Origin of the sequence: Blautia intestinihominis (assembly GCF_040096655.1) — a bacterium.
GTDB classification, from domain to species: Bacteria; Bacillota; Clostridia; order Lachnospirales; family Lachnospiraceae; genus Blautia_A; species Blautia_A intestinihominis.
The window spans coordinates 89,013-112,101 of record NZ_JBBMEI010000002.1 but is presented as its reverse complement, the minus strand read 5'-3'; the positions used below and the strand labels follow the sequence as shown (position 1 = coordinate 112,101).

Annotated in this window: 18 protein-coding genes; 13 read left to right on the top strand and 5 right to left on the bottom strand. The window is 44.9% G+C overall.

Features of this window, described 5'->3' with window-relative positions; translation table 11 throughout:
* The first annotated feature begins 157 nt into the window (after positions 1–157).
* The 5 genes from WMO75_RS01495 (at position 158) to WMO75_RS01475 (ending at position 8,383) form a co-directional block, all read left to right on the top strand.
* Positions 158–3,874: a penicillin-binding Tp47 domain C-containing protein gene (locus tag WMO75_RS01495; RefSeq protein WP_349077506.1), complete on the top strand. Its 3,717-nt coding sequence runs from the start codon at positions 158–160 to the stop codon at positions 3,872–3,874.
* A gap of 85 nt (positions 3,875–3,959) precedes the next feature.
* Positions 3,960–5,750 carry an FMN-binding protein gene (locus WMO75_RS01490; RefSeq protein ID WP_022214062.1) on the top strand — a complete coding sequence of 597 codons (1,791 nt, stop codon included), beginning with the start codon at positions 3,960–3,962 and terminating at the stop codon, positions 5,748–5,750.
* A 39-nt stretch (positions 5,751–5,789) separates the two neighbouring features.
* Complete coding sequence (locus WMO75_RS01485; RefSeq protein ID WP_303223670.1) at positions 5,790–6,353, top strand: FMN-binding protein; 564 nt, start codon at positions 5,790–5,792, stop codon at positions 6,351–6,353.
* A complete protein-coding gene (locus WMO75_RS01480) occupies positions 6,353–7,192 on the top strand; it encodes a 4Fe-4S binding protein (protein WP_303223671.1) in 840 nt (279 codons plus the stop codon). The genes WMO75_RS01485 and WMO75_RS01480 overlap by 1 nt, the downstream gene beginning before the upstream one ends.
* Before the next feature lie 144 nt (positions 7,193–7,336).
* A complete protein-coding gene (locus WMO75_RS01475) occupies positions 7,337–8,383 on the top strand; it encodes an FAD:protein FMN transferase (RefSeq protein WP_303223675.1) in 1,047 nt (348 codons plus the stop codon).
* Between the two features lie 155 nt (positions 8,384–8,538).
* Here the strand turns inward: WMO75_RS01475 and WMO75_RS01470 are convergent, their stop codons facing one another.
* Together WMO75_RS01470 and WMO75_RS01465 are read right to left on the bottom strand one after the other, a co-directional pair.
* Complete coding sequence (locus tag WMO75_RS01470; protein WP_022214058.1) at positions 8,539–9,024, bottom strand: Gx transporter family protein; 486 nt, start codon at positions 9,022–9,024, stop codon at positions 8,539–8,541.
* A 30-nt stretch (positions 9,025–9,054) separates the two neighbouring features.
* The gene (locus WMO75_RS01465; RefSeq protein WP_349077504.1) at positions 9,055–9,423 is read right to left on the bottom strand and encodes a NusG domain II-containing protein; all 369 of its coding nucleotides are present in this window, start codon (positions 9,421–9,423) and stop codon (positions 9,055–9,057) included.
* A gap of 329 nt (positions 9,424–9,752) precedes the next feature.
* Between WMO75_RS01465 and secA the strand changes: the two genes are divergently transcribed.
* Complete coding sequence (gene secA, locus WMO75_RS01460; RefSeq protein WP_118251843.1) at positions 9,753–12,329, top strand: preprotein translocase subunit SecA; 2,577 nt, start codon at positions 9,753–9,755, stop codon at positions 12,327–12,329.
* 99 nt (positions 12,330–12,428) lie between these two features.
* Here secA and WMO75_RS01455 read toward each other — a convergent pair whose 3' ends face one another.
* Together WMO75_RS01455 and WMO75_RS01450 are read right to left on the bottom strand one after the other, a co-directional pair.
* Positions 12,429–13,661, bottom strand: a complete 1,233-nt coding sequence (locus WMO75_RS01455; protein WP_118698469.1) for a dicarboxylate/amino acid:cation symporter — start codon at positions 13,659–13,661, stop codon at positions 12,429–12,431.
* 178 nt (positions 13,662–13,839) lie between these two features.
* Positions 13,840–14,379, bottom strand: a complete 540-nt coding sequence (locus WMO75_RS01450; RefSeq protein ID WP_118698470.1) for a nitroreductase family protein — start codon at positions 14,377–14,379, stop codon at positions 13,840–13,842.
* A 233-nt stretch (positions 14,380–14,612) separates the two neighbouring features.
* On the opposite strand from WMO75_RS01450, the gene WMO75_RS01445 reads away from it, so the two are divergent.
* The 7 genes from WMO75_RS01445 to rhaD all read left to right on the top strand — a co-directional run bounded on the left by WMO75_RS01445 (position 14,613) and on the right by rhaD (position 22,179).
* On the top strand, positions 14,613–15,629 hold the full coding sequence (locus tag WMO75_RS01445) for a LacI family DNA-binding transcriptional regulator (RefSeq protein WP_022214052.1): 1,017 nt from the start codon (positions 14,613–14,615) through the stop codon (positions 15,627–15,629).
* Between the two features lie 272 nt (positions 15,630–15,901).
* Positions 15,902–17,176, top strand: a complete 1,275-nt coding sequence (locus tag WMO75_RS01440; protein WP_022214051.1) for an ABC transporter substrate-binding protein — start codon at positions 15,902–15,904, stop codon at positions 17,174–17,176.
* A 20-nt stretch (positions 17,177–17,196) separates the two neighbouring features.
* Positions 17,197–18,105: a carbohydrate ABC transporter permease gene (locus WMO75_RS01435; protein ID WP_199611789.1), complete on the top strand. Its 909-nt coding sequence runs from the start codon at positions 17,197–17,199 to the stop codon at positions 18,103–18,105.
* A 12-nt stretch (positions 18,106–18,117) separates the two neighbouring features.
* The gene (locus WMO75_RS01430; protein ID WP_022214049.1) at positions 18,118–18,954 is read left to right on the top strand and encodes a carbohydrate ABC transporter permease; all 837 of its coding nucleotides are present in this window, start codon (positions 18,118–18,120) and stop codon (positions 18,952–18,954) included.
* Positions 18,955–19,010: 56 nt separating this feature from the next.
* The gene (locus WMO75_RS01425) at positions 19,011–19,907 is read left to right on the top strand and encodes an aldo/keto reductase (RefSeq protein WP_022214048.1); all 897 of its coding nucleotides are present in this window, start codon (positions 19,011–19,013) and stop codon (positions 19,905–19,907) included.
* 41 nt (positions 19,908–19,948) lie between these two features.
* Positions 19,949–21,031: a Gfo/Idh/MocA family protein gene (locus tag WMO75_RS01420; RefSeq protein ID WP_303217094.1), complete on the top strand. Its 1,083-nt coding sequence runs from the start codon at positions 19,949–19,951 to the stop codon at positions 21,029–21,031.
* Between the two features lie 314 nt (positions 21,032–21,345).
* Positions 21,346–22,179: a rhamnulose-1-phosphate aldolase gene (rhaD, locus tag WMO75_RS01415; RefSeq protein ID WP_022214046.1), complete on the top strand. Its 834-nt coding sequence runs from the start codon at positions 21,346–21,348 to the stop codon at positions 22,177–22,179.
* On the opposite strand, the gene WMO75_RS01410 is transcribed toward rhaD, so the two are convergent.
* Positions 22,180–23,007: a helix-turn-helix domain-containing protein gene (locus WMO75_RS01410; protein ID WP_022214045.1), complete on the bottom strand. Its 828-nt coding sequence runs from the start codon at positions 23,005–23,007 to the stop codon at positions 22,180–22,182.
* Positions 23,008–23,089: the final 82 nt, after the last annotated feature.

Here is a 23,089-nt window from a genome sequence, read left to right as displayed (position 1 = left end):
TACTTTTATTGAAAAAGAATTATCAATAAGATGTTAAATGAGAAAAAAAGTCAATTCGCAGGTTAGAAAATTCTAACTGAAATATAGACAGGAATATAGGTTTGTGGTATAAAATAATGGTTAGAAATACCTAACGAAAAGAAAGAGGAGGAAGAAGATGGCAAATCAGAAATTGTTAAAGAAAGTAGCTCCGGTAGTGCTCAGTGCAGCTATGGCAATGACAAGTATGCCGACAGTTGCAATGGCGGCTGATTTTTCAGACAGTGATGTAGTTTCAGATGCTGTAGAAGTAGAAGAAACACCGGATGCGGAGACTGAGGCAGAAGTAGAGGTAGATACAGAAGAAGTTGCTGATGATACTGCAGATGTAGATGTGGTAGAAGATGAGGATGCAAACACAGCAGAAACTGATTCTGAGGAAGATCTGTTCAGCTCCGAGGTAACAGAGGACGAGTTTTCTGATCAGGCAGGCGATGACCAGACAACAGGCGAAGCATACGTTCTCATGAACATTCCTTATGACGATTTCTATAAGGCAGAATTAAAGAATAACGATGTCAAAGTCGATGCATTTACCTCTGCCACATTGAACAAATCCAGAACAGCGGGTATGATGAATGGAAATTCAGCTTATCATACAGATGTAGAAGGAACAAATCTGGCAGGTGTCACCTTCCCTGTTAAAGTAAGTGATCTTGCACTTCTGAAGGATCAGAAAAAGGTGACAGACGATGATTTCGTAACGATCACAGTCACAAACAAAGGACAGACAGCAAGCAATACTTATACAGGAAAAGATTCTCTGATCGAGAATGCTTCCTACTCTTATTATGTACTGTCAGAAGTTCCGGGTTATTATAAAGAACTGACAGTAAATGAAGATGGAAGCTTTACCTTCAGTGATGTTAAGGGTGCACAGGAGAAAACAGTTGAAGCAACAGCAGAACTGAAAACACAGAGCAAATATGGAGATTATCAGCTGAAGATCAATAATGAAACCTTCTCTTCCCTGATCAGTACAAGCACGGATAAAATCTATGGTGCAACGGTTAATACAACAGATGGTACAGAGTACGGTATGCGTCATCTGGAAAATATCTGGAAAGGCTATGAACTGGCATGGTGCACAGGTTTTACTACAAGTGTTCATGGATGCCCGACATCATCTGAACATTATAAATCCATGATGGGAAAAACCATTGACAGTGTTACTTATTACACTGACAAGGGAATCATCACATTTGATGTTAATGATGAAAAGGTTCTGACAAAAACAGGCGTAAAAGCAACAGTTGCAAACATTCATACAACAGATACAGAAGCAGCAGTCACTCTGGATGGCACTCTTCCGGAAGGTTTTGCAGCAAAATATACTGTTGACGGAACAGAAGTTGCATATGCAGATGGCAAGATCACAACCGGAACACTGGCAGCAGGTTCCCATACTCTGGTTATCAGCGATGAAAATGGCGAATATGCACCGATCCAGGCTTCTTTCTATGCAAAAGAGGCAGCTGTACCGGCAGCTTACGATGCTGAAAACAGTAAACTTGTACCGGCAGAAGGCTCTACAGAAGAGCAGCTGACAGCTTACATCAAGACAATCACTGCTGTAACAGTAGGAGATAAGACTTATCAGGCCACCGGAAAAGGTTCAAAAGTGATCGTCAAAGAAGACGGAACACTGGATCTTACAGGTATTGAAGTAACAAACGGAACTAAATTTGTTGTAACTTCCAGCGGATATGATGATTTTGCGTTCGATTATGAAGTTGCAGAATATAAATATGTATATGCAGGACTTACCTGGGCTCAGTACTGGGCAGCAGAAGGTGTATATGCAGCAGGTGATGCAACTGCTTCAGCAGACAAAGATACAAGAGGTGAGGCAGACCTTGGAGCGTTTGATACTGTAACAAGAGCAACTACAAACCACGGTCTTCACAGAGGAAGCTTCCAGACAATTGCAATTATTAAAGGTGAGAAAGGTTCTTATGCCGTTTCTTACTGGGAAGGACAGACAACAGTTGTATTCACAGACGGAACAAAAGCTACATATAGCAGGGGAACTCTTACATTTGAAGATGGTACAACAGATGAAATGCTTGACTATGAAGTAAGCGGTCTGAAATATGTACCGGTTAAAGTAAAAACTTCGGATTATGAAGATTTCAAAAAGGCTTATACAGTAGTAGAAAATGATGGAACACTGGTTGGTGGATACGGAGAAGTTAATCTTCGGTCTTATAATCTGACAGCAGATGTTACGGCAAATACAAATGGTCTTAAGACAGCTACAAAGAATGAAGATGGTACATTCAGCTTCAGCGCAAGAGCAAATGGAACAGATTCAGGTGTTAAAGATGCAGCCCTCAAAAAAGCAGAAAATATTACCACAACTGTAAAAGAAGCAAGTGGCAACTATGGTGAGTTCCTGAGAGTTGACCTTACAGGAGATGGATATGGAGATCTTGGTGCTGCAATGCAGGCTGTTAAATGGACATACTATGGAAACGACAGCACTTGCACAAATGCACTTCAGACTTACGGAACAAAATTTGCAGCAGATAACTGGATGCACAAATCTATGGGTATTCAGCTTGGCCTTACAAAATCCCTGCGCTGCCAGCTTCCAGAAGGATACGACGGAACAGGATACTGGACACTGACCGTATATGCTCTTGGATACGAAGACTTTACTGTACAGTTCCAGGCAACAGATGCAAATATTGTAAAACCAGCAAAAGAAGAAGTGGATACAACTGCACTTGAGGCAGTGATTGCAGAAGCAAAAGCACTGAAAGAAAGCGACTATACTCCGGCAAGCTGGGTAAATGTTGCAAACGAACTTGAAGAGTGCGAAGAAATGCTTGCAAATATTGACAAACAGACACAGAATGGCGTTGATGAGCAGATTACACATCTGAGAGAAGCAATTGATTCACTTGTAAAAGCTGAGTTCAAACTTAACGCTGCTTCAGGAACACTTTATACTCAGGATAAAACATCTACAACCCTCAAGGTAACAACCAACCTGGCAGGAACTGTAACATGGAAATCCAGCAATACAAAAGTTGCAACTGTAGACTCCAAGGGTGTTGTAACAGCCAAAGCAGCAGGTACAGCAAACATCACTGCTACTCTGAATGGAAAAACAGCAACTTACAAAGTAACTGTCAAGAATGCAATGTCCATCAACAAAACAGCTGTCACAGTTTATGTTGGAGGAACACCTGCTTCCTATACACTGAAAGCAACATCTGCAATCGGTGGAACAGTAAAATATGCAACAAGCAACAAGAGCGTTGCAACTGTAAGCTCCAAAGGTGTTGTAACAGCAAAGAAAGCAGGTACAGCAGTAATCACAGCTACAGCCGGAAAAGCAAAGATCACCTGCAAAGTAACTGTTAAGAATCCGAGCATTGCAGCAAAAGCAGCAAAAACAACTATTTATACAAAAGGTCAGACTTCTACAACAATCGCAGTGACCAAGAGCGGTGTTTCCGGAACTGCGAAATTTACAAGCAGCAACAAGAACATTGCAACCGTAGATTCCAAAGGTGTTGTAAGAGCGAAAAAAGCCGGAACCGTTAAGATCACAGTTCAGGTAGGAAAGCTGAAAAAGGTAGTAACGGTATCTGTTAAAAATGCATCTCTGAAACTTTCAAGAACAGCAGCAACAATCAACAGAGGCAAAACAACTACCATCAAAGTAAGTGCAGTTCCAACTGGAAAAGTTACTTACACAAGCAGCAACAAAGGCGTTGCAACTGTAACTTCCAAGGGCGTTGTAAAAGGCGTTAAGAAAGGTACAGTAGTTATCACTGTGAAATGCAGCGGCATGACAGCAAAATTTAAAGTAACTGTAAAATAAAAAGTTATAAAGTCAGCACAAAAGACGGGGGCCGTTTTTTAACAGCCCCTGCTTTTGTACGTTTTGAGATAATACAGGAGACACTATGAAAAAACAGGACAAAAAGGATTTTCCGGACAGAAAAAATTATATCAAGCTTCTTCCGGCAGCGGCAGTGATCGCAGCAGTGGCGGTGACTGGTGTTCAGGGAAAGGCCGGAAGTACGCAGAAAGTACAGTCAGAGAGTGCCGATGTTAAGGATGCAGAAGAACTGACCGGGCTGATTACAACAGCATATTCCTATGAGGATTTTTCAGATGGAACTTCTTCTTCAGCAAAAACAGGCAAAACTGCTTCCAAAAAGGCAAAAGCCGGAATCAAAAAAGGAACGGCAAAAACACTTCCGGATGAATCTCAGAAAACTTCTGCGACAGGACAGGGAACTACATCTACTCCGACTGTATCCGTTCCGGAAGGCGGATATAAGGATGGTACTTATCAGGGAAGCGGCACAGGATTTGGAGGCACGGTCAGTGTTCAGGTAACGATTTCCGGTGGAAAAATTACTTCGATTGATGTTCTGAGTGCCTCCGGCGAAACTCCTTCTTATTTTGCCTCTGCACAGGGGGTGATCAGCAGGATGATCTCCGGTCAGACTCCGAATGTTGATGCTGTCAGTGGAGCAACCTATTCCTCCAATGGAATCATTCAGGCAGTACAGGATGCTCTGTCAAAAGCGGCGAATACAGATGCAAAGACAACACCGACACCAACCGTGAAGCCGGTCGTAACAGCAAAACCAACACCAAAACCGGCATCTATTCCGAAACCGGCAGAAAATGTGACCTATAAAGACGGAACATACAGCGCAGAAGCAGAAGGCTTTGACGGACCGGTTAAAGTGACAATTACCATCAAAAACGGAAAAATCACAAAAATCACAAATACAAATACAGATACGAAGGAATATTTTAGCAAAGCATGGTCTAAGATTCAGCCTGCAATTCTCAAGAAGCAGGGCGTATATGGCGTAGATACCGTAAGTGGAGCAACTTTCTCATCCAATGGTATTCTGGAAGCTGCTCAGAAAGCACTGGCGAAAGCAGAGACAACAACTGCCAAACCGACTGTGAAACCAACAGCTACGCCTACTCCGACAGCAGAACCAGATATCCCAGAACCAGATACACCAACTTCTGAATATCAGGATGGTACTTACACAGGGAGAGCAAGAGGGTATTCTGGATTTGTCTATATTACAGTAACTATTAAGGATGGAAAAATTATAGAACTGACGAATACGAACACAGACACAGATTCTTTCTTTAAGAAAGCATGGAAAGTATTACAGCCTGCAATTCTGGAAAAACAGTCTGTAGATGGAATTGATACCGTAAGCGGAGCAACGTATTCTTCGAATGGAATTCTTGGTGGAACCCAGAAAGCACTGGAAGGTGCAAAAATTACGCCAACCCCAACAGAAACCCCAGTTCCAACAGTGACACCGGAAATTACTGTTACACCAACTCCAACGGTAATACCAGAAGCAACTCCAACACCGGAACCGACTGCTGTTCCGACAGAGACTCCAACACCGGAACCGACTGAAGAACCGGCAGGAAGATACAGAGATGGAACTTACACGGGAAGCGGAGCCGGAAATTATGGAGCAGGAAGCGTAACAGTAACAGTTACTATCTCTGGAGGACAGATTGTTGAAGCATCCTACAGTACACTTGATGATGAAGAGTATTTTGATGAAGCATGGAATTCTATTTATAATCAGGTAATGGGAAGTCAGTCAGCTGACGGTCTGGATGCTGTATCTGGGGCAACTTTTTCCTCACAGGGCATTATTCAGGCATTTCAGAATGCACTGAGTCAGGCTCAGAATTAACACATATTAAAAAATAATCAACAGGAGTAACGAGAAAAAATGAAATACCATAGTTTTTATATGCGAGTTCTGTGCCTGATCCTGATCATCGGCGCAGTCCTGGGCTATAATTTTATGCAGAAAAATGATACACAGGCACAGGAGATCACAGAGCTTACAGACCGCGTGAGTGCGCTGGAAGAACAGCAGCAGGAAATGCTGACTGCCCTCGAAGATGCGGCAAAAGCGCAGGAAGAAGCCAAGGCTGCAGCCGCAAACGCTTCTTCAAAGGAGACAGCAGGTGATATCACAGCTGCGGACAGCAGCAATGCAGACACATCTGATGCTGATAATGTATACAAAGACGGAACCTACACAGGTGAAGCACAGGGATTTGGTGGAACCATTCAGGTTCAGGTAACACTTGCCAGCGATGAGATCACCGACATCCAGGTGACAAGCGCACCGGGCGAGGATTCTGCTTATCTCTCACCGGGAGAGGGCGTTATCAGCTCCATTCTCTCCGCACAGAGTACAGATGTTGATACCATTTCCGGAGCAACCTTCAGCTCTACCGGAATCATCAATGCAGTTGTAGATGCATTAGGAAAGGCGGAAAACTGATGAAAAAAAGGCAGAGAAAAGTCCGTCTGATCCGGGCTGCCATACAGCTTGTATTTTTCATTGTGGCACCGGCACTTTTTTCCACCGCGTTTGCGGGAGTTAAGTCGATCTTTCAGGCGATTGCGGCAGGACAGCCGGTGACATGGAATTCCTTCCTCGATGTTACAGGCGCACTGCTTCTGATCACGGTACTGTTCGGAAGACATTTCTGCGGATATGCGTGTGCCTTTGGTTCTCTGGGAGATGCCATGTACGAGCTGACCTTATTTATCCGCCAGAAAGTTTTTCATAAGAAAGGCAGACATGGATATCCGGAAAAAGTGGTTCGCTGTCTGCAGAAAGTGAAATATATCCTTCTGGCATTTATCCTCCTTTCCATTTTCACCGGATGGTATGCAAACCTCCAGGGAATGAGCCCGTGGGATGTATTTTCCATGCTGACAGCGCGGAAACTTCCAAATGCCTCTTACAAGATCGGAATCATCTTACTTGTCCTGATCCTGGTCGGCATGTGTACACAGGAGCGTTTCTTCTGCCAGTTCCTGTGCCCGATGGGAGCTGTTTTTGCGCTGATGCCGATCCTGCCGTCAGCGTTATTCAAAAGAGAACGTTCCAAATGCCCTGCCAAATGCGGTCTCTGCAAAAAACGCTGCCCTGCACATCTTGATATTGACGGAGATACCCCTCTTTCCGGTGAATGTATCTGCTGTCATGCGTGCGAGGCAACCTGCCCGCGTAAGAATATCCAGATCGGACAGGAAGTGGAGGAACTGAAAGAAGAAGCAGCAGTTTCAAAAACACCAGTGAAGCGAGAGAAAAGTGCAGCTGTTTCAAAATAATGGTGAAGTTACTGCGAATAGTAACAAGTTAATAATATATAACTTGCCGCAAAAACAAAACTGTGGTAAGATATAACCGAAAAATTAAAACGCATTCGTTGTATGTTACAGCGGATGCGTATTTCGGTTATAAAGGAGAAATATATGCGTAATTTTCATAAAAAAATCGCCTGTACACTGACAGGTGTGATGCTTTGTGGCACGCTTATGGGAGCAGTGCCGGTTCTGGCGAAAGATGCGGAGAAATATACAAATACAGATTTTGCGATGGATACGGTAGTTTCTGAGACGCTGTATACAACAGGAGATGACCTGAACGCAGAGATCGGAAACAAGCTCCGGGAGATCGAAAACGGACTTCTGTCCTGGACGGACGAGGACTCACAGATTTCGAAGCTGAATGCGGCAGCGGGGGAGACGACAGAAGTTTCCGATGAGCTTGCCGGGTATCTTGCACAGATCGAGCAGCTTGCTGATGATTCAGGTGGAGCTTTCGATCCGACACTTGGCAAGGTGATCCGTCTGTGGGATATCGACGGCGAGGACCCGCATGTGCCGGAGCAGTCCGAGCTTGAAGCACTTCTTAAGGATGTTGGCTATCAGAACGTGACTCTGGATGGGAACAAAGTCACTCTGGCAGAGGATACCACTCTGGATCTGGGTGCGACCGGCAAGGGGATTGGTTGCGATGTGATCTCAGAATTTCTCAAAGACCAGAAAGAAGTCGAGGGAATGATCCTGAACCTGGGCGGCAGCAGTGTCATGGCTTATGGACAGAAACCAGACGATTCTCCATGGAAAGTAGCAGTCACAGACCCGAGAGACACAGAAGGTGATTATCTCGGCGCGATCACGATCAAAGGCGGCGAGTTCCTTTCTACCTCCGGTGATTACGAGAAATATTTCATGGAAGACGGCAAACGCTACCACCACATCCTGGACCCGAAGACGGGCTATCCGGTATGGAACGGATTAGATTCCGTGACGATCGTCTGCGACAATGGACTTCTGGCAGACGGACTCTCCACCGCATGTTTCGTTCTTGGAATGGATGATGCAATGGAACTGCTGGAGAAATATGATGCAGATGCAATGTTTGTGGATGAAGACAAGAATATCTATTTGACGGACGGGATGAAAGAACGATTTGAGTTAATGAAGAACACCTACACCGTAAAGGTTGTGCAATAGTTCAGGAGCAAATGTGATTTTGCGATGCTTTATTTTGGTGTTAAAATTATTTTGAGCATCGAGAAATGAATTATACTTTAAAAACGATGCATAAGACCAAGGGGACGGGTACAGTGGCGATTTAGTGCCATTGTACCCGTCCCCTTGGGTTTTTCCTAGAACCGAATACGTTTCAAAACCTCACTTGTCAGAGTCCCGATCAGCAATCCGGTGATCACCCCGGAGATCAACAGCGCCGGCGCATAATAAATCAGCCCGGACGTCATCGTGATCAGACTCGCAATAATAAGCTGCCCGATATTATGTGACACGCCCCCGGCGACGCTGATTCCAAGAATGCTGAAGCCAGATTTTTTCTTCATAAGAGTCATAACGGTAAGACTGAGTGCAGCCCCGGCGAGGCTGTAGAGGATACTGAACAGATTTCCAAACATAAACCCGATCACAACGATCCTCACAGCGGAGACAAGTGCCGCTTCCTTCCATGTATATTTCTCAAGGATAAAAAGTACCGCAAGGTTTGCAAGTCCAAGTTTCATTCCCGGAATCCCCGCAAAAAACGGGATCAGCGATTCTACATAGCCAAAGATGATCGCAACTGCGGCAAACAGTCCTAGATTGGCGATTTTTTTCTGGTTCATAATGTTTTCCTTTGTAAAGTAGAATAAGGGTCAGACAACAGTGTCAAATTCCGGTGAGGTTTCATCGGAACCGGAACCCTTTTCCCCCTCGATCACAACTTTGTTCGGCAGGCAGACGATCGTTCCGCCGGTGCTGTCAACGGCTTTCTGTTTTAGGCAGAGATGGTCCGGACAGTCGGCCTCGATCATTTTGACCTCGCCGTTTTTTATTTTGCATATATTGGTATCTCCGATGGAGATCACCTGATCCTTTGAAAGAGAATACGTGCCATATTCTTCACCATCTACCGTGATCCGGATCGAACCGTAATGCCCCTGACGCACCAGATACATCCCGCCCCACAGAACCAGGGCGAACACCACGATACTAATGATAAATGTCAGTTCTTTTTTCTTCAAATAAATAAACCTCTGTCTTAGATAAATGTTAGTTTGTTACGGTTTACAGGTTCCCATATAGAATCAATCATAGCATATCTGTCTGTGTATGACAAGAAAAAGTTAGCACTAACGAACAGGAGCGGATTTGCCAAAAATCTGGACACATTTTGTTTATTAAAAATTCATTGTTTTCCCTCTATGAAAGTGGTAAAATAGAGAAGATGTGACGTTAAGGTGTTAAGTAAGCCATAACGAGTAACTGCCGGGCGGTCATGAAACCGTGGGCAGGAGTTGTAGAATGGGAAATAAGAAGAACAAACAAGAATAAAGACAAACAGGAGTAAAGTATGAATATATTTTCAAAAGTATTCGGGACACGTAGTGAGCATGAGGTAAAGAGAATCATGCCACTGGTAGAGAAAACAGAATCTCTTCGCCCGGAAATGCAGAAATTAACAGATGAACAGCTGAGAGACAAGACCAGAGAATTCCGTAAACGTCTGGACGAGGGAGAGACACTGGATGATCTTCTTCCGGAGGCTTTTGCAGTTGTTCGTGAAGGTGCGAAACGAGTTCTTGGCATGGAGCATTACCGTGTACAGATCATCGGTGGTGTCATTCTCCATCAGGGTCGTATCGCTGAGATGAAGACTGGTGAAGGTAAGACCCTCGTGTCTACCCTTCCTGCATACCTGAATGCTCTCGAAGGCAAGGGTGTCCATATCGTAACTGTCAACGACTACCTGGCAAAACGAGATGCTGAGTGGATGGGTAAAGTCCATGAATTCCTCGGACTGACTGTAGGCGTTGTCCTCAACGACATGAAACCGGAAGAGCGCCGTGCAGCATACGGATGCGACATTACTTATGTAACAAACAACGAACTTGGATTCGATTATCTTCGTGACAACATGGTTATCTACAAAGAGCAGCTTGTACAGAGAGATCTGCACTATTGCATTATCGATGAGATCGACTCCGTCCTGATCGACGAGGCACGTACACCTCTTATCATTTCCGGACAGAGCGGCAAATCCACCAAACTTTACGAAGTATGCGATATCCTGGCACAGCAGCTTGAGCGTGGTGAAGCCAGCCATGAGATGACCAAGATGGCAGCTATCATGGGTGAGGAAGTTGTCGAGACTGGTGATTTCGTTGTCAATGAGAAGGACAAGATCGTCAACCTCACCGAGCAGGGTGTCAAGAAGGTTGAGAAATTCTTCAATATCGAGAACCTGGCAGATCCGGAGAACCTGGAGATCCAGCACAATATCATCCTTGCACTCCGTGCACACAACCTGATGCATAAGGACCAGGATTACGTAGTTAAGGATGACGAGATCCTGATCGTAGATGAGTTTACCGGACGTATCATGCCGGGTCGCCGTTATTCTGACGGACTTCATCAGGCAATCGAAGCAAAAGAGCATGTCAAGGTCAAGAGAGAGAGCAAGACTCTTGCTACTATCACATTCCAGAACTTCTTCAACAAATATGACAAGAAGGGCGGTATGACCGGTACAGCACTTACCGAGGAGAAAGAATTCCGTGATATCTATGGAATGGACGTTGTAGAGATCCCGACCAATAGACCGGTACAGCGTAAAGACCTCGAAGATGCCGTATACATGACCAAGAAAGAGAAATTCAACGCAGTCGTAGAGGCTGTTAAGGAAGCATATGCAAAGAAACAGCCGGTACTGGTTGGTACGATCACCATCGAGACTTCCGAGCTCATCAGCAAGATGCTCCGCCGCGAGGGAATCCCGCATAAAGTCCTGAATGCGAAGTTCCATGAACTTGAGGCAGAGATCGTTGCACAGGCAGGTCAGTCCGGTGCTGTTACCATCGCGACCAACATGGCAGGTCGTGGTACCGATATCAAGCTCGATGACGTTGCAAGAGAAGCCGGCGGTCTCAAGATCATCGGTACAGAGCGTCATGAATCCAGACGTATTGATAACCAGCTCCGTGGACGTTCCGGTCGTCAGGGAGATCCGGGTGAATCTCGTTTCTATATCTCTCTTGAGGATGACCTGATGCGTCTGTTCGGTTCTGAGCGACTGATGAAAGTATTTACATCCCTCGGTGTTGCAGAGAATGAGCAGATCGAACACAAGATGCTTTCCAACGCGATCCAGAAGGCACAGGAGAAGATCGAGTTCAACAACTTCGGTATCCGTAAAAACCTTCTCGATTACGACCAGGTAAATAACGAGCAGCGTGAGATCATTTATGCAGAGCGCCGTCAGGTACTGGATGGAGAGAACATGCGCGATGCCATCTACAAGATGATCACAGATATCGTAGACAGTACTGTAGATATGTGCTTCTCCGATGATGTAGATTCCGAAGAGTGGGATCTGGATGAGTTCAACACAGCACTGCTCCCGATCATCCCGATCAAGGCTTTAACTAAGGAAGATGTCAAAGGCAAGAAGAAAGACGAGATCAAGCACGAGATCAAAGAAAAGGCTGTCAAACTCTACGAAGCCAAAGAAGCAGAGTTCCCGGAAGCAGAGCAGCTTCGTGAACTGGAACGTGTCGTTCTCCTGAAATGCATCGACAGCAAGTGGATGGATCACATCGACGACATGGAGATTCTCCGTCAGGGAATCGGCCTTGTAGGATATGGTCAGAGAGATCCGGTTGTTGAGTACAAGATGAGCGCTTACGAGATGTTCAACAACATGATCAGTGCGATCCAGGAAGATACTGTCCGTATGCTGTATCATGTAAATGTAGAGCAGAAGGCAGAGCGTGAGCAGGTTGCCAAAGTTACAGGAACCAACAAGGATGATTCCTCCGCAAAAGCTCCTGTTCAGCGTAAAGAAGACAAGATTTATCCGAACGATCCATGCCCGTGCGGAAGCGGCAAGAAATACAAACAGTGCTGCGGACGTAAATTAATGAAAGCATAATAGAGCAGATAATAAAGAAGCTGCATCCCCGTTGGAGTGATTCCGATGAGGATGCAGCTTTTTGCATAGGTGATATTTGATTTTTCAATATCAGAGAGTTTATTTCCCAGCTTTTGCTCTGCGGGCATCTTTCTTTGATTCCAGGTTGGAAACGACCATAGTGCAGGCAGCATCACCGGTGATGTTGACAGTGGTACGTCCCATATCAAAGATACGGTCAACACCGGCAACAAGTGCGATACCGTCGACCGGAAGACCTACAGAAGTAAGCACCATCGCAAGCATGACCATACCGGCACCAGGCACACCAGCAGTTCCGATAGAAGCGAGAGTTGCTGTGAGCACGATAGTCAGCATCTGAGAAAGTGTCAAATGGATTCCGTAGCAGGATGCGATAAAGATCGCACAGACGCCCTGATAGATCGCAGTACCGTCCATATTGATGGTAGCACCGAGTGGAAGTACGAAGGATGCGATCTCACGTTTGGCACCAAGTTTCTCAGTACATTCCAGGTTGATCGGCAGGGTTCCTACGGAAGAAGCACTGGAGAATGCAAACATGATCGCCGGAAGCATGCCCTTGAAGAATTTCAGCGGGCTCATTCCACCGAGTGTTCCGACAGTCAGTGAATAAACAACTACAGCATGTACAACATAGCAGATATAAGCTGCGAGAAGTACCATAGCCAGGGAACCGATGATTGCCGGACCGTTGGTTGCGATAACCGGACACAGCAGGCAGAAGACACCGATCGGGGACAGTTTCAGGATCATTTCCATACATTTCATAAAGATCTCATTCAGATCATTGAATGCGTTTACAACGCGGACGTTTTTCTCACCGACGAGGATGATCGCGAAACCAAGGATGATCGCCATTACGATAACCTGCAGCATGTTTGCTTCTACCATCGGTGAAACGAAGTTGGATGGAAAAATATTTACCAGCGTATCCATGAAGGAAGTTGCCTCAGCAGCCTCATAGGCCAGGTCTGTGGTAGCAACTACAGGAAACAGTCCTTTGAACAGGTTTCCACCGGTTAGACCGATTGTAACGGCAAAAGCAGTTGTGCACAGATAAAAAACAACTGTTTTGAGACCGATAGATCCAACTTTCTTGATATCACTCATGGAAATGATACCGCACATGATGGAAAACAGTACGATCGGAACGACGATAAACTTGATCAGGTTCAGGAAAATCGTTCCAAACGGTTTGATGTAAGATTCGGCGAAGCTGGCATGACTCTGCATCAGAAGACCAGCAATGATCGCCAGGACCAGTGCAATAAAAATCTGCATGGCCAGGGACATTTTTTTCTTTTCTTTCATTAATAGTTCCTCTCTTTCTTTCCCTTTTGTACAGGTTTCGGGTATAAAAAAGGCATCGCAAATAAACGCAATGCCTTCATCGCCATCACCTGACAATTCATTGTATCATATGTACAAAAAAGATACAATACAGAGTCAAAAATTGGCTAAATTTGTATTTGTTGTCTATGACAACGAATTAGAAGAACTTCGCGATCGCATCCAGTTCCTTGCGCGGCGGACGTGCCGGAGATTCGGCTGCCTTGCCAACTGCAATAACAGACACAACAGTTTCTGTCTCTGGAATATCAAGGAGTTCGCGGAGTTTATCAGATTCACGAATTCCCATGATCAGAGTGGAAAGTCCCAGATCTTCCGCTTTGAGGATCAGGTTTTCATTCTGCAGACCAAGATCATAGCATCCCCATCCGTTTCCAAGTTCATTGTCGGCGGTACCATCTTTCTGGAAACCGGCGCGGTCATGTACGAAGGTTGTTACGATCAGCGCAGCATTCTCGGATTTACCCGCATTTCCCGCACCCGGAAGGCAGGTTGCACGGATCTTGTCGACTATTTCTCTGGAAAGAACACAGTAGTAACGTCCTGTCTGAGAGTTTTTCCAGGACGGAGCCTCCTGCGCGGCACGGATCAGCGCTTCCATCTGTTCTCTGGTCACTTTACTGTCAGCCGCATATTTGCGGACAGTTCTTCTGGTTTCTATTAATTTCTGAAATTCCATGGTGAGTCCTCCTTGATGTGATAACTTTGTACAACGTCATTTTAACATAGCGATAAAGGGGATTCAATGAGAAGTTTATGTATGCACAATTCACAAAAACCAAAAGAATAACTTATATAATCTATACAAAGTTGTGTTTTTTTCCAAAAAGCAATTGACGTTCACTTAAGAGAGTGCTACTATGACACATGTAAGGAAAACCTTTTCCTAACAAACCAGCAAGGAGAATCAGAATGGCAGTTACGATAGAAGATATTGCCCGGGAAGCCGGTGTATCGATTGCGACTGTATCCAGGGTGATCAATAAGACGAAGCCGGTAAGTGCAGAACTCCGTGACAGAGTCTACGAAGTGATCGAGAAGAATCATTTCAAGCCCAACAGCCTTGCACAGGGATTGATCACAAAGAAGACCAATACGATCGGTATTATCGTACCGGACATTTCCAATGCAGTTTTTGGTAAACTCACCAAGGGAATCAACAGTGTTTTTGCACAGGAAGGCTATACTGTTGTCCTCTGTGAATCACAGGGTGAACTTGAGAAAGAACTGAAATTACTGGGAATTCTGGAGGAGAAGCAGATCGAAGGCCTGCTTTTTGCCGGAGTTGATGTAAACCACACTCTGGTAGAGCGCATGCGCAAGAGAAATTATCCGGTAGTCCTGGTGACACAGGAAGCTTCGGAGGATGAGGAAGCAGTGCACACTGTGATCCACAATAATGTGGAGGCGATGTACGATGCGGTGAAGTTCCTTCTGGACAATGGCCATGAGCGGATCGCCTATCTCGGCGGACCGAAGAATGACTTTTCATCTGGCAAGAAGCGTGTCATTGGCTATAAGAAAGCACTGGAAGAAGCAGGAATAGAAGTGAAGGATTCCTACATTGCCCAGGGAGATTTTTCTTTTGAAGCGGGATATCAGGGAATGAAGAAGCTCTATGAGGAGAACAGTAAGCTCCCGACGGCAGTAGTCACCGGAAGTGATGTGATCGCAGTAGGAGCAATCCAGTATCTTGACAACATGAGAGTGAAGATTCCAGATGATATTTCCATTATGGGATTTGATGATTCTGAATTTGCAACTTACATCAAGCCGGAGCTGTCAACCGTGCGGATCTCTTACTATGATGAGGGAGTCAAGGCGGCGGAGATGCTCAGGGAACTGATGGATGGCAGCACAGAAGCACCAATGAAGGAGTATGTGCCCCACAAGATTATCCGAAGGAGCACGACAAAGAATCTGAACTGAATACAGGAAAGAAGAGCTGTATAGGAGCAGCTCTTACTTTTGAACGAATAGGAAAGCGATTTCCCTAAAGATTATGCAGATTATACAAAAGAAAATCACAAATATTAGTGATTATAACAAACGGAAAAACGATGAAACCTTATTTTTTTACGACTAAATGTAAACGTTTTCCTAAAAGTATAAATATCATTCCGACAGTTCAGAGACATTCTTAAATTAAGAGATCTATAAAAAACACAATATATATTTTCATTCATGAAGGAGGAAACAACATGAAAACAAAACAGTGGAAAAAAGCAGCAGCACTTATGTCAGCAGGAGCAATGACCGCATCTATCTTTGCGGCACCATTGGCAGTAAAGGCAGACGATAAGGTAACGATTTCATTTTCCTTTGACCAGGGCGTTGGCGAGGCAACCCAGAAGATGGTAGATGCCTACAACGAAAGCCAGGACAAAGTGGAAGTACAGACTGTCATTCTCCCGCAGGATGCAAACACAGTTCACGATGATTTTGTAAACAAGCTTGCTTCCGGAGATACCAGTGTAGATGTAATGGGACTTGATGTAACTTATATCAGCGAGTTTGGTTCTGCAGGATGGCTGGCAGATCTCTCTGATCTGGTAGATCCTTCTCTGACAGAGGGAATGCTCACAGGTCCGGTAGAAGGTGCAACGATTGATGGCAAACTTGTAGCAATGCCATGGTTCACAAACTCAAGTGTCCTTTTCTATCGTACGGATGTCCTTGAAGATCTGGGGGCAGAAGCTCCGGATACCTGGGAAGGCTGGATGGAGCTGGCAGACAAGGCAAAAGGTGTAGATGGCGTGGAATATGGAGCTGATTTCCAGGCAGCACAGTCCGAATCTCTTGTATGCAACTGGGTGGAATATGTATGGGGCAATGGCGGAGATATTCTGGACGAGAACGGAACTCCTGTTGCAAACTCCGACAATAATGTAGAAGCAACAGAGATCATGAAGAAACTTGTTGATGATTATGCACCGGAAGGAATCACAACTTATTCCGAAACAGAGAGTGAGCAGGTATTCAAAGAAGGCAAATGCCTCTTCATACGTGACTGGTCAGGATTCTGGTCAAGCGGACAGGATGAAGGTTCCAAGGTGACAGGAAAAATTGGCGCAACTACACTTCCGGTCGGACCAAGTGGTGAAGATTCTCACACCTGCCTCGGTGGACTTGATCTTGTGATCAACAACAACGTTGACGATGCACACAAAGAGGCAGCAGCTGATTTCATTTCCTACATGGCAAGTGCAGATACACAGAAAGAAATGACTCTGATCTCTTCTCAGCCGCCAGTTGTAAAATCTGTTTATGAAGATGCTGATATCCTGGAAGCAATCCCATTCTACTCTGATTTTGCAGACATCATCGCAACAGGAAAATCCAGACCGCAGACACCAAAATATGCAAAAGTTTCCGATGCGATCCAGAGAAATGTACACCAGGCACTCACCGGCGAGATGGAAGTCAAAGATGCACTTGATACACTCCAGAGCGAACTGGAAGAGCTTACAAAATAATAAAATTTTAAGGGAGAGGAATGAGCACAATGAAAAAGGGACGTGGTTCACTGGAAAAAACAGAATCCAGGGATGCATGGATTATGATGACACCGGCTCTTATTGTTCTGACGATCGTGGCGGTTTATCCGATACTTCGTACATTCTGGCTGAGTCTCCATGAGATGGTCCTGACTGATCCGACGAGCGGGTATCCGTTCGTCGGACTGGGAAATTATATAAAGATTTTTCAGGATTCCAGAGCATTGACGGCACTTGTATTTACACTGAAATTTACTGTTGTGACAGTATTTTTTGAGACGATTCTCGGCTTTATTTCTGCGATGATCATGAATCAGGGATTCAAGGCAAAAGGCTTCGTCCGGGCAGCAATCCTGATTCCGTGGGCGATTCCGACCTCTGTTTCTGCAATGATGTGGAAATTTATCTACAACGATCAGTATGGACTTTTTAATGATGTATTGTGCCGCCTTGGGGTGATCGATGGTTACAAAGCATGGCTCAGTACTTCAAGTGGTTCCTTTATGGCGCTGGTCATCACGGATATCTGGAAAACAGCGCCGTATATGGCACTTCTGATCCTTGCAGGGCTGCAGATGGTTCCGGATGATCTCTATGAAGCGGCAAAGATTGACGGTGCAAATGTAATTCAGCGTTTCATTTATGTCACGCTTCCAAACGTCAAAACGACTGTCCTCGTGGCAATGCTGTTCCGTACCCTGGATGCTTTCCGGGTATTTGACCTGATCTCCGTTATGACAGGAGGCGCGAACGGAACGGAGAGTGTGTCTGTGTACGCATACAATAACCTGATGAAATTCCTTGATTTTGGATATGGTTCTTCCCTGGCAGTGCTGATCTTTGTAGTTGTATTCCTGATCAGCGTGATCTATATGAAATTTATGGGAAACCGTCTGACAGAGATGTAGGAGGTGGACATTGTGCAGAAATCAAAGAGCATAGCAGGAAAAATCTTATTCGCAGTGTTTGTGATCGTTTTTGTCGGAATCATTGTCCTTCCTTTCTTCTGGCAGTTTATGACTTCGATCAAACCTCTGTCGGAGATCTCAGCAATTCCGGCGAAGTGGATCCCGAGCAAGGTCCACTGGGACTTTTACAAAAATGTATTTACGAAACATCCATTTGGAAGATATCTGCTGAACAGTTTTATCGTGGCACTTTCCACAACGGTACTCAGCATTCTAATCGGTGCTTCCGCAGCATATGCACTTGCGAGACTTCGCTTTAAAGGTAAAAAGATCATGCTCATGGCGATCTTAAGTATTTCCATGTTCCCGACGATCGCAACCTTAAGCCCGATCTATCTTCTTCTGAAAAACCTGAAGCTTCTCAATACATATGCAGGTCTGATCATTCCGTACATCACCTTTGCCCTGCCCCTGTCGATCTGGCTTCTGACGAACTTTTTTGCACAGCTTCCGAAGGGATTTGAGGAGGCTGCAGCGATCGATGGCTGTTCCAGAGGTAAGATTTTCTTCACGATCATGCTTCCTCTGATCAAACCGGCAACTTTTTCTGTGGCACTGATCGTCTTTATCAATGCATGGAATGAGTATCTGTATGCACTGACTTTTATGACAAATGACAATATGAGGACAGTACCGGTAGGTATTGCACTTTTCCCGAGCAATTACGAGCTTCCGTGGGGCGACATTGCGGCAGCGACTGTTGTAGTAACCGTTCCGCTTATCATTCTGGTACTTATTTTCCAGAAAAAGATCATCGCAGGTCTGACCACCGGCGGTGTAAAAGAATAATAGTAGCTGTGAGGGTACTGAACAGTTACAAATAATAAACATCAGGAGTGAGCATTATGAAAAAAATCAAATTATCAGAAAATCTGGAATTATCTCAGGTAGTTATGGGATGCATGAGAATCGCAGATTCCAATCTTACCGAAAATGAACTTTTGGATCTTGTAGAAAAATGTCTGGATATGGGAGTGACCTCCATTGACCATGCACCGGTATACGGCGGCTATACCTGTGAAAAAATCTTTGGAGATGCGGTACTTCGGAAACGTCCGGAACTGAGGGACAAGATGCAGCTTATCACAAAAGCTGGTATCGTATGCCCGGGACATTATGGAAACAAGACCATTTACTATAAAAGTACAAAAGAAGAGATTCTGAAAGAAATGGACGAATCTCTGGAAAAACTGGGAACAGATCATGTAGATCTTCTACTGATCCACAGACCTGACCCGCTGGCTGATCCGGCAGAAACTGCAGATGCATTGGAAACTGTTGTAAAGCAGGGAAAAGCCCTGAATGTTGGTGTTTCAAACTTTTTGCCGTCCCAGATGACGATGCTTCAGAGTTATCTGAACATTCCGCTTGTGACGAACCAGATGGAGCTTTCTGTCAAAAACACTGAGAACTTCTTTAATGGAGTAGTTGACGATGCATTTACAAGAAGAATCCCTCTGATGGCATGGTCTCCGCTTGGAGGTGGTGATGTATTTAAGAGTACCGATGAAAAATTTGTACGTCTGCGTACTGTACTTACGGCAATCGCAGAAGAGCATAAGACTACGATCGACGCAGTGATCTACGCATGGCTGTTTGTTCATCCGGTAAGAATTGCGGCGATCACAGGAACTATGAATGCAGACAGAATCCAGAAAGCCGTGGATGCGACAGAACTGGAACTTTCTTATGATGAGTGGTATCAGATTCTGGAAGCATCCAGAGGATACGCTGTACCGTGATGAAAATTAGTTGACATAAATGATCTTGGGAGGACAGAAACGTGAGTAAAATTCGTTTTGGACTGATCGGTTCCGGCTGGAGAGCAGAATTTTATATTCGCATTGCCAAAGCCCTGCCGGAAATGTTTGATCTGGCAGCAGTGATGATAAGAAGTAAAGAAAAAGGTGAGGCTTTTTCTGCAAAATTCGGTGTAAAAGTAGTCAATACACTGGATGAACTTGTGGAAAAAGAGCCGGAGTTTGTCGTAATGGCAATCAAAAGAGGAATCGTCACAGAAAATCTGATCACTTTATTTGAGAGAGGGATCCCGGTGCTGACGGAAACACCTCCGGGAGAAGACGTGGAAGCACTGCATCAGCTCTGGGATGCTTATCAGAAATATCAGCCAAAAGTGCAGGTGGCAGAACAGTATTTCCTGCAGCCGCTCTATGCATCCTGGTACAAGGCAATCTGTGATGGAAAGCTTGGTGAGGTAGAAAATATCAATATTTCTTCACTCCACGGTTATCACGGTGCGAGTATCATCCGGCAGTTCCTTAGAACAGGATTTGAGAACTGCAGGATTTACGGAAAACGTTACTGGTTTGATGTGACGGAAACATATGGAAGAGATGGCATGGTTTTTGATGGAGAGGTTGTCAAATGCTCCAGAGATCGTCTGACGATGGAATTCGACAATGGCAAAGTGGCATATTTCGACTTTTCTGACCCGGCGCAGTATCACTCTTTTATCCGCACCAGACAGCTTACCGTGCAGGGAACACGAGGTGAGATCGATGATCTTACTATTCGCTATCTGAATGCGCAGAATATTCCGGTCACACAGGATCTTCGGAGGATTGATCTTGGCGTATATGGAAATCAGGAATGGTCACATTATGCGGTTATGCTGGGCGAGGAATTTTTGTTCCGTACACCGTTTATCAATGCGAGATTCAACGATGACGAGATCGCAGTTGCTTCCTGTATGGTAAAAATGCATGAGTATATCAACGGCGGTGAAGAATTTTATGGAATGGCAGATGCACTGCAGGATATGTATATCTGCCTCAAGATGGATGAAGCTCTGGAACATCCGGTGACTGTAGTAGAGACTCAGACACAGCCATGGGCGCAGAAATAAACCAAAAAACAGGATCCTGACGTTATAAAATGCTTGTAAACAAAAGCACTGAATCTATCAAGAAACATTTCTTTTGAAGTGATGTTTCTTGATGAATTTGGTGCTTTGTTTTTGTGGTTTTGTGTAGTATTGCAGAAAGAACTGTGAAAACCACATGTGATTTGTGACTATTTTTTGAAAAAACCTCTTTACAAACCACATAAAACAATATATAATGCAGACATAAACAAAAAGAAACCACACAAAATTAAAATAAAACAGACACAAAACCACAAAGATACAAAAACAACAAAAACAGACAGGAGAGTATTAAAATGAAAATTCTTGAATCTAAATTCGTAAAAGGCTTTATCAAAATGGCAGATGACGGTTATCAGCAGGGATGGCATGAGAGAAACGGTGGAAACTTAAGCTATCGTCTGAAACCGGAAGAAGTAGAGATGATCAAACCGCGACTGAATGCACCGGGAGAATGGGAAGAGATCGGAGTGGAAGTTCCGGGTCTGGCAGGAGAGTTTTTCCTTGTGACAGGAAGCGGTAAATATTTCCGAAACATCATCGTGGACCCGGAAGTATGTCTTGCGATCATCGAGCTGGATGAGACAGGAACGAAGTACAGGATCCGCTGGGGACTTGTCGAGGGCGGCAGACCGACCAGTGAGCTTCCGACTCATCTGATGAACCATGAAGTGAAGAAGAAACTGACAAACGGAAGACATCGTGTTATCTACCATGCACATACCACAAATACGATCGCGCTGACTTTCGTACTTCCACTGGAAGACAAGGTATTCACAAGAGAACTGTGGGAATCCGCAACAGAGTGTCCGGTTGTGTTCCCTGATGGTGTCGGAGTGATCGGCTGGATGGTTCCGGGCGGAAGAGAAATTGCTATCAAAACAGCAGAACTGATGAAAAAATACGATGTTGTCATCTGGGCACATCACGGAATGTTCTGTTCCGGAGAAGATTTTGACCTGACATTCGGTCTGCTCCACACAGTAGAGAAATCTGCAGAGATCCTGGTCAAGATCCTCTCCATGTCACCAAACAAGCTCCAGACTATCACACCGGATAACTTCCGTGCTCTGGCAAAAGACTTCCACGTAAGCCTGCCAGAAGAATTCCTCTATGAAAAAGAAAAATGATCATCGCTGTGTTGGCACTGTTCCGAACTGCTTTTTGTAAGCACGGACAAACGTAGTGTAATCCCGAAAGCCGCTCATCTGGGCGGCTTTCATTATGGGCATTCCCTGGGAGATCAGAGAGCGGGCGTGAAGCAGGCGTTTGCTGACGATGTAGTTGTGGATCGTGTAGCCTGTTTCTTCTTTGAATTTCCGCATCATATGATATTTGCTGAAGAAAAACTTCCCGGCGAGACTGTCGATCGAGAGGTCTTCTGCCAGATTTCGATTAATATATTTCAGAAGCTGCTCCACCTGGGAGTCCGAAGAGTAGGATTTCCGGTCTGGAGCAGTACTGCTTTTGAGGAAAATCCGGTTGATGTAGACCATAAACTGTGTAAAAAGTGCCTCACTTAAGAAATTATCCCCAAACTGGTCACCACGCAGGGACTGCTCGATCTCGGGCAGCAGATCCTTGAGGCGTTCCTGGAGGGCAGAATCCAGACGGACAAGGTTGAAGCTGCGGTCGTTGGCTTTCTGGAAACAGGTGTTGAGCTCCGGACGTGACAGATCTTCACGAAGCCAGAAAATATAGCGTTCATATGGCACCGCCGGGTCGATCTCCGGCTTGTGGATCGCACCCTGGCTGACCAGAAGAATGTCCTGAGGTTTGAGGTGGTAAGCTTTTCCTTCTATATGATAAGTAACTTTGCCAGAGACAAAGACGATGATCTTGTGAAAATCATGATAATGCCACTCAAACTCCCGGTCTGTACGGTCATTGATATGAAACAGCCGGAAATCCTCCTTGAGATAGCCGGTTTTTGCAAGGGAATACTGCGAATAGTCCATGGGAAGCCCTCCTGATTTGTTTGCTTTCTATTATAAAGAAGTATTCACTGGAAAAGAAGTGGTGTATAATAAAAAATATCAT

Coding starts and splice junctions, on each gene's coding strand:
- WMO75_RS01495 (WP_349077506.1), top strand. CDS start 158: ATGGCAAATCAGAAATTGTTAAAGAAAGTAGCTCCGGTAGTGCTCAGT.
- WMO75_RS01490 (WP_022214062.1), top strand. CDS start 3,960: ATGAAAAAACAGGACAAAAAGGATTTTCCGGACAGAAAAAATTATATC.
- WMO75_RS01485 (WP_303223670.1), top strand. CDS start 5,790: ATGAAATACCATAGTTTTTATATGCGAGTTCTGTGCCTGATCCTGATC.
- WMO75_RS01480 (WP_303223671.1), top strand. CDS start 6,353: ATGAAAAAAAGGCAGAGAAAAGTCCGTCTGATCCGGGCTGCCATACAG.
- WMO75_RS01475 (WP_303223675.1), top strand. CDS start 7,337: ATGCGTAATTTTCATAAAAAAATCGCCTGTACACTGACAGGTGTGATG.
- WMO75_RS01470 (WP_022214058.1), bottom strand. CDS start 9,024: ATGAACCAGAAAAAAATCGCCAATCTAGGACTGTTTGCCGCAGTTGCG.
- secA (WP_118251843.1), top strand. CDS start 9,753: ATGAATATATTTTCAAAAGTATTCGGGACACGTAGTGAGCATGAGGTA.
- WMO75_RS01455 (WP_118698469.1), bottom strand. CDS start 13,661: ATGAAAGAAAAGAAAAAAATGTCCCTGGCCATGCAGATTTTTATTGCA.
- WMO75_RS01450 (WP_118698470.1), bottom strand. CDS start 14,379: ATGGAATTTCAGAAATTAATAGAAACCAGAAGAACTGTCCGCAAATAT.
- WMO75_RS01445 (WP_022214052.1), top strand. CDS start 14,613: ATGGCAGTTACGATAGAAGATATTGCCCGGGAAGCCGGTGTATCGATT.
- WMO75_RS01440 (WP_022214051.1), top strand. CDS start 15,902: ATGAAAACAAAACAGTGGAAAAAAGCAGCAGCACTTATGTCAGCAGGA.
- WMO75_RS01435 (WP_199611789.1), top strand. CDS start 17,197: ATGAGCACAATGAAAAAGGGACGTGGTTCACTGGAAAAAACAGAATCC.
- WMO75_RS01425 (WP_022214048.1), top strand. CDS start 19,011: ATGAAAAAAATCAAATTATCAGAAAATCTGGAATTATCTCAGGTAGTT.
- rhaD (WP_022214046.1), top strand. CDS start 21,346: ATGAAAATTCTTGAATCTAAATTCGTAAAAGGCTTTATCAAAATGGCA.
- WMO75_RS01410 (WP_022214045.1), bottom strand. CDS start 23,007: ATGGACTATTCGCAGTATTCCCTTGCAAAAACCGGCTATCTCAAGGAG.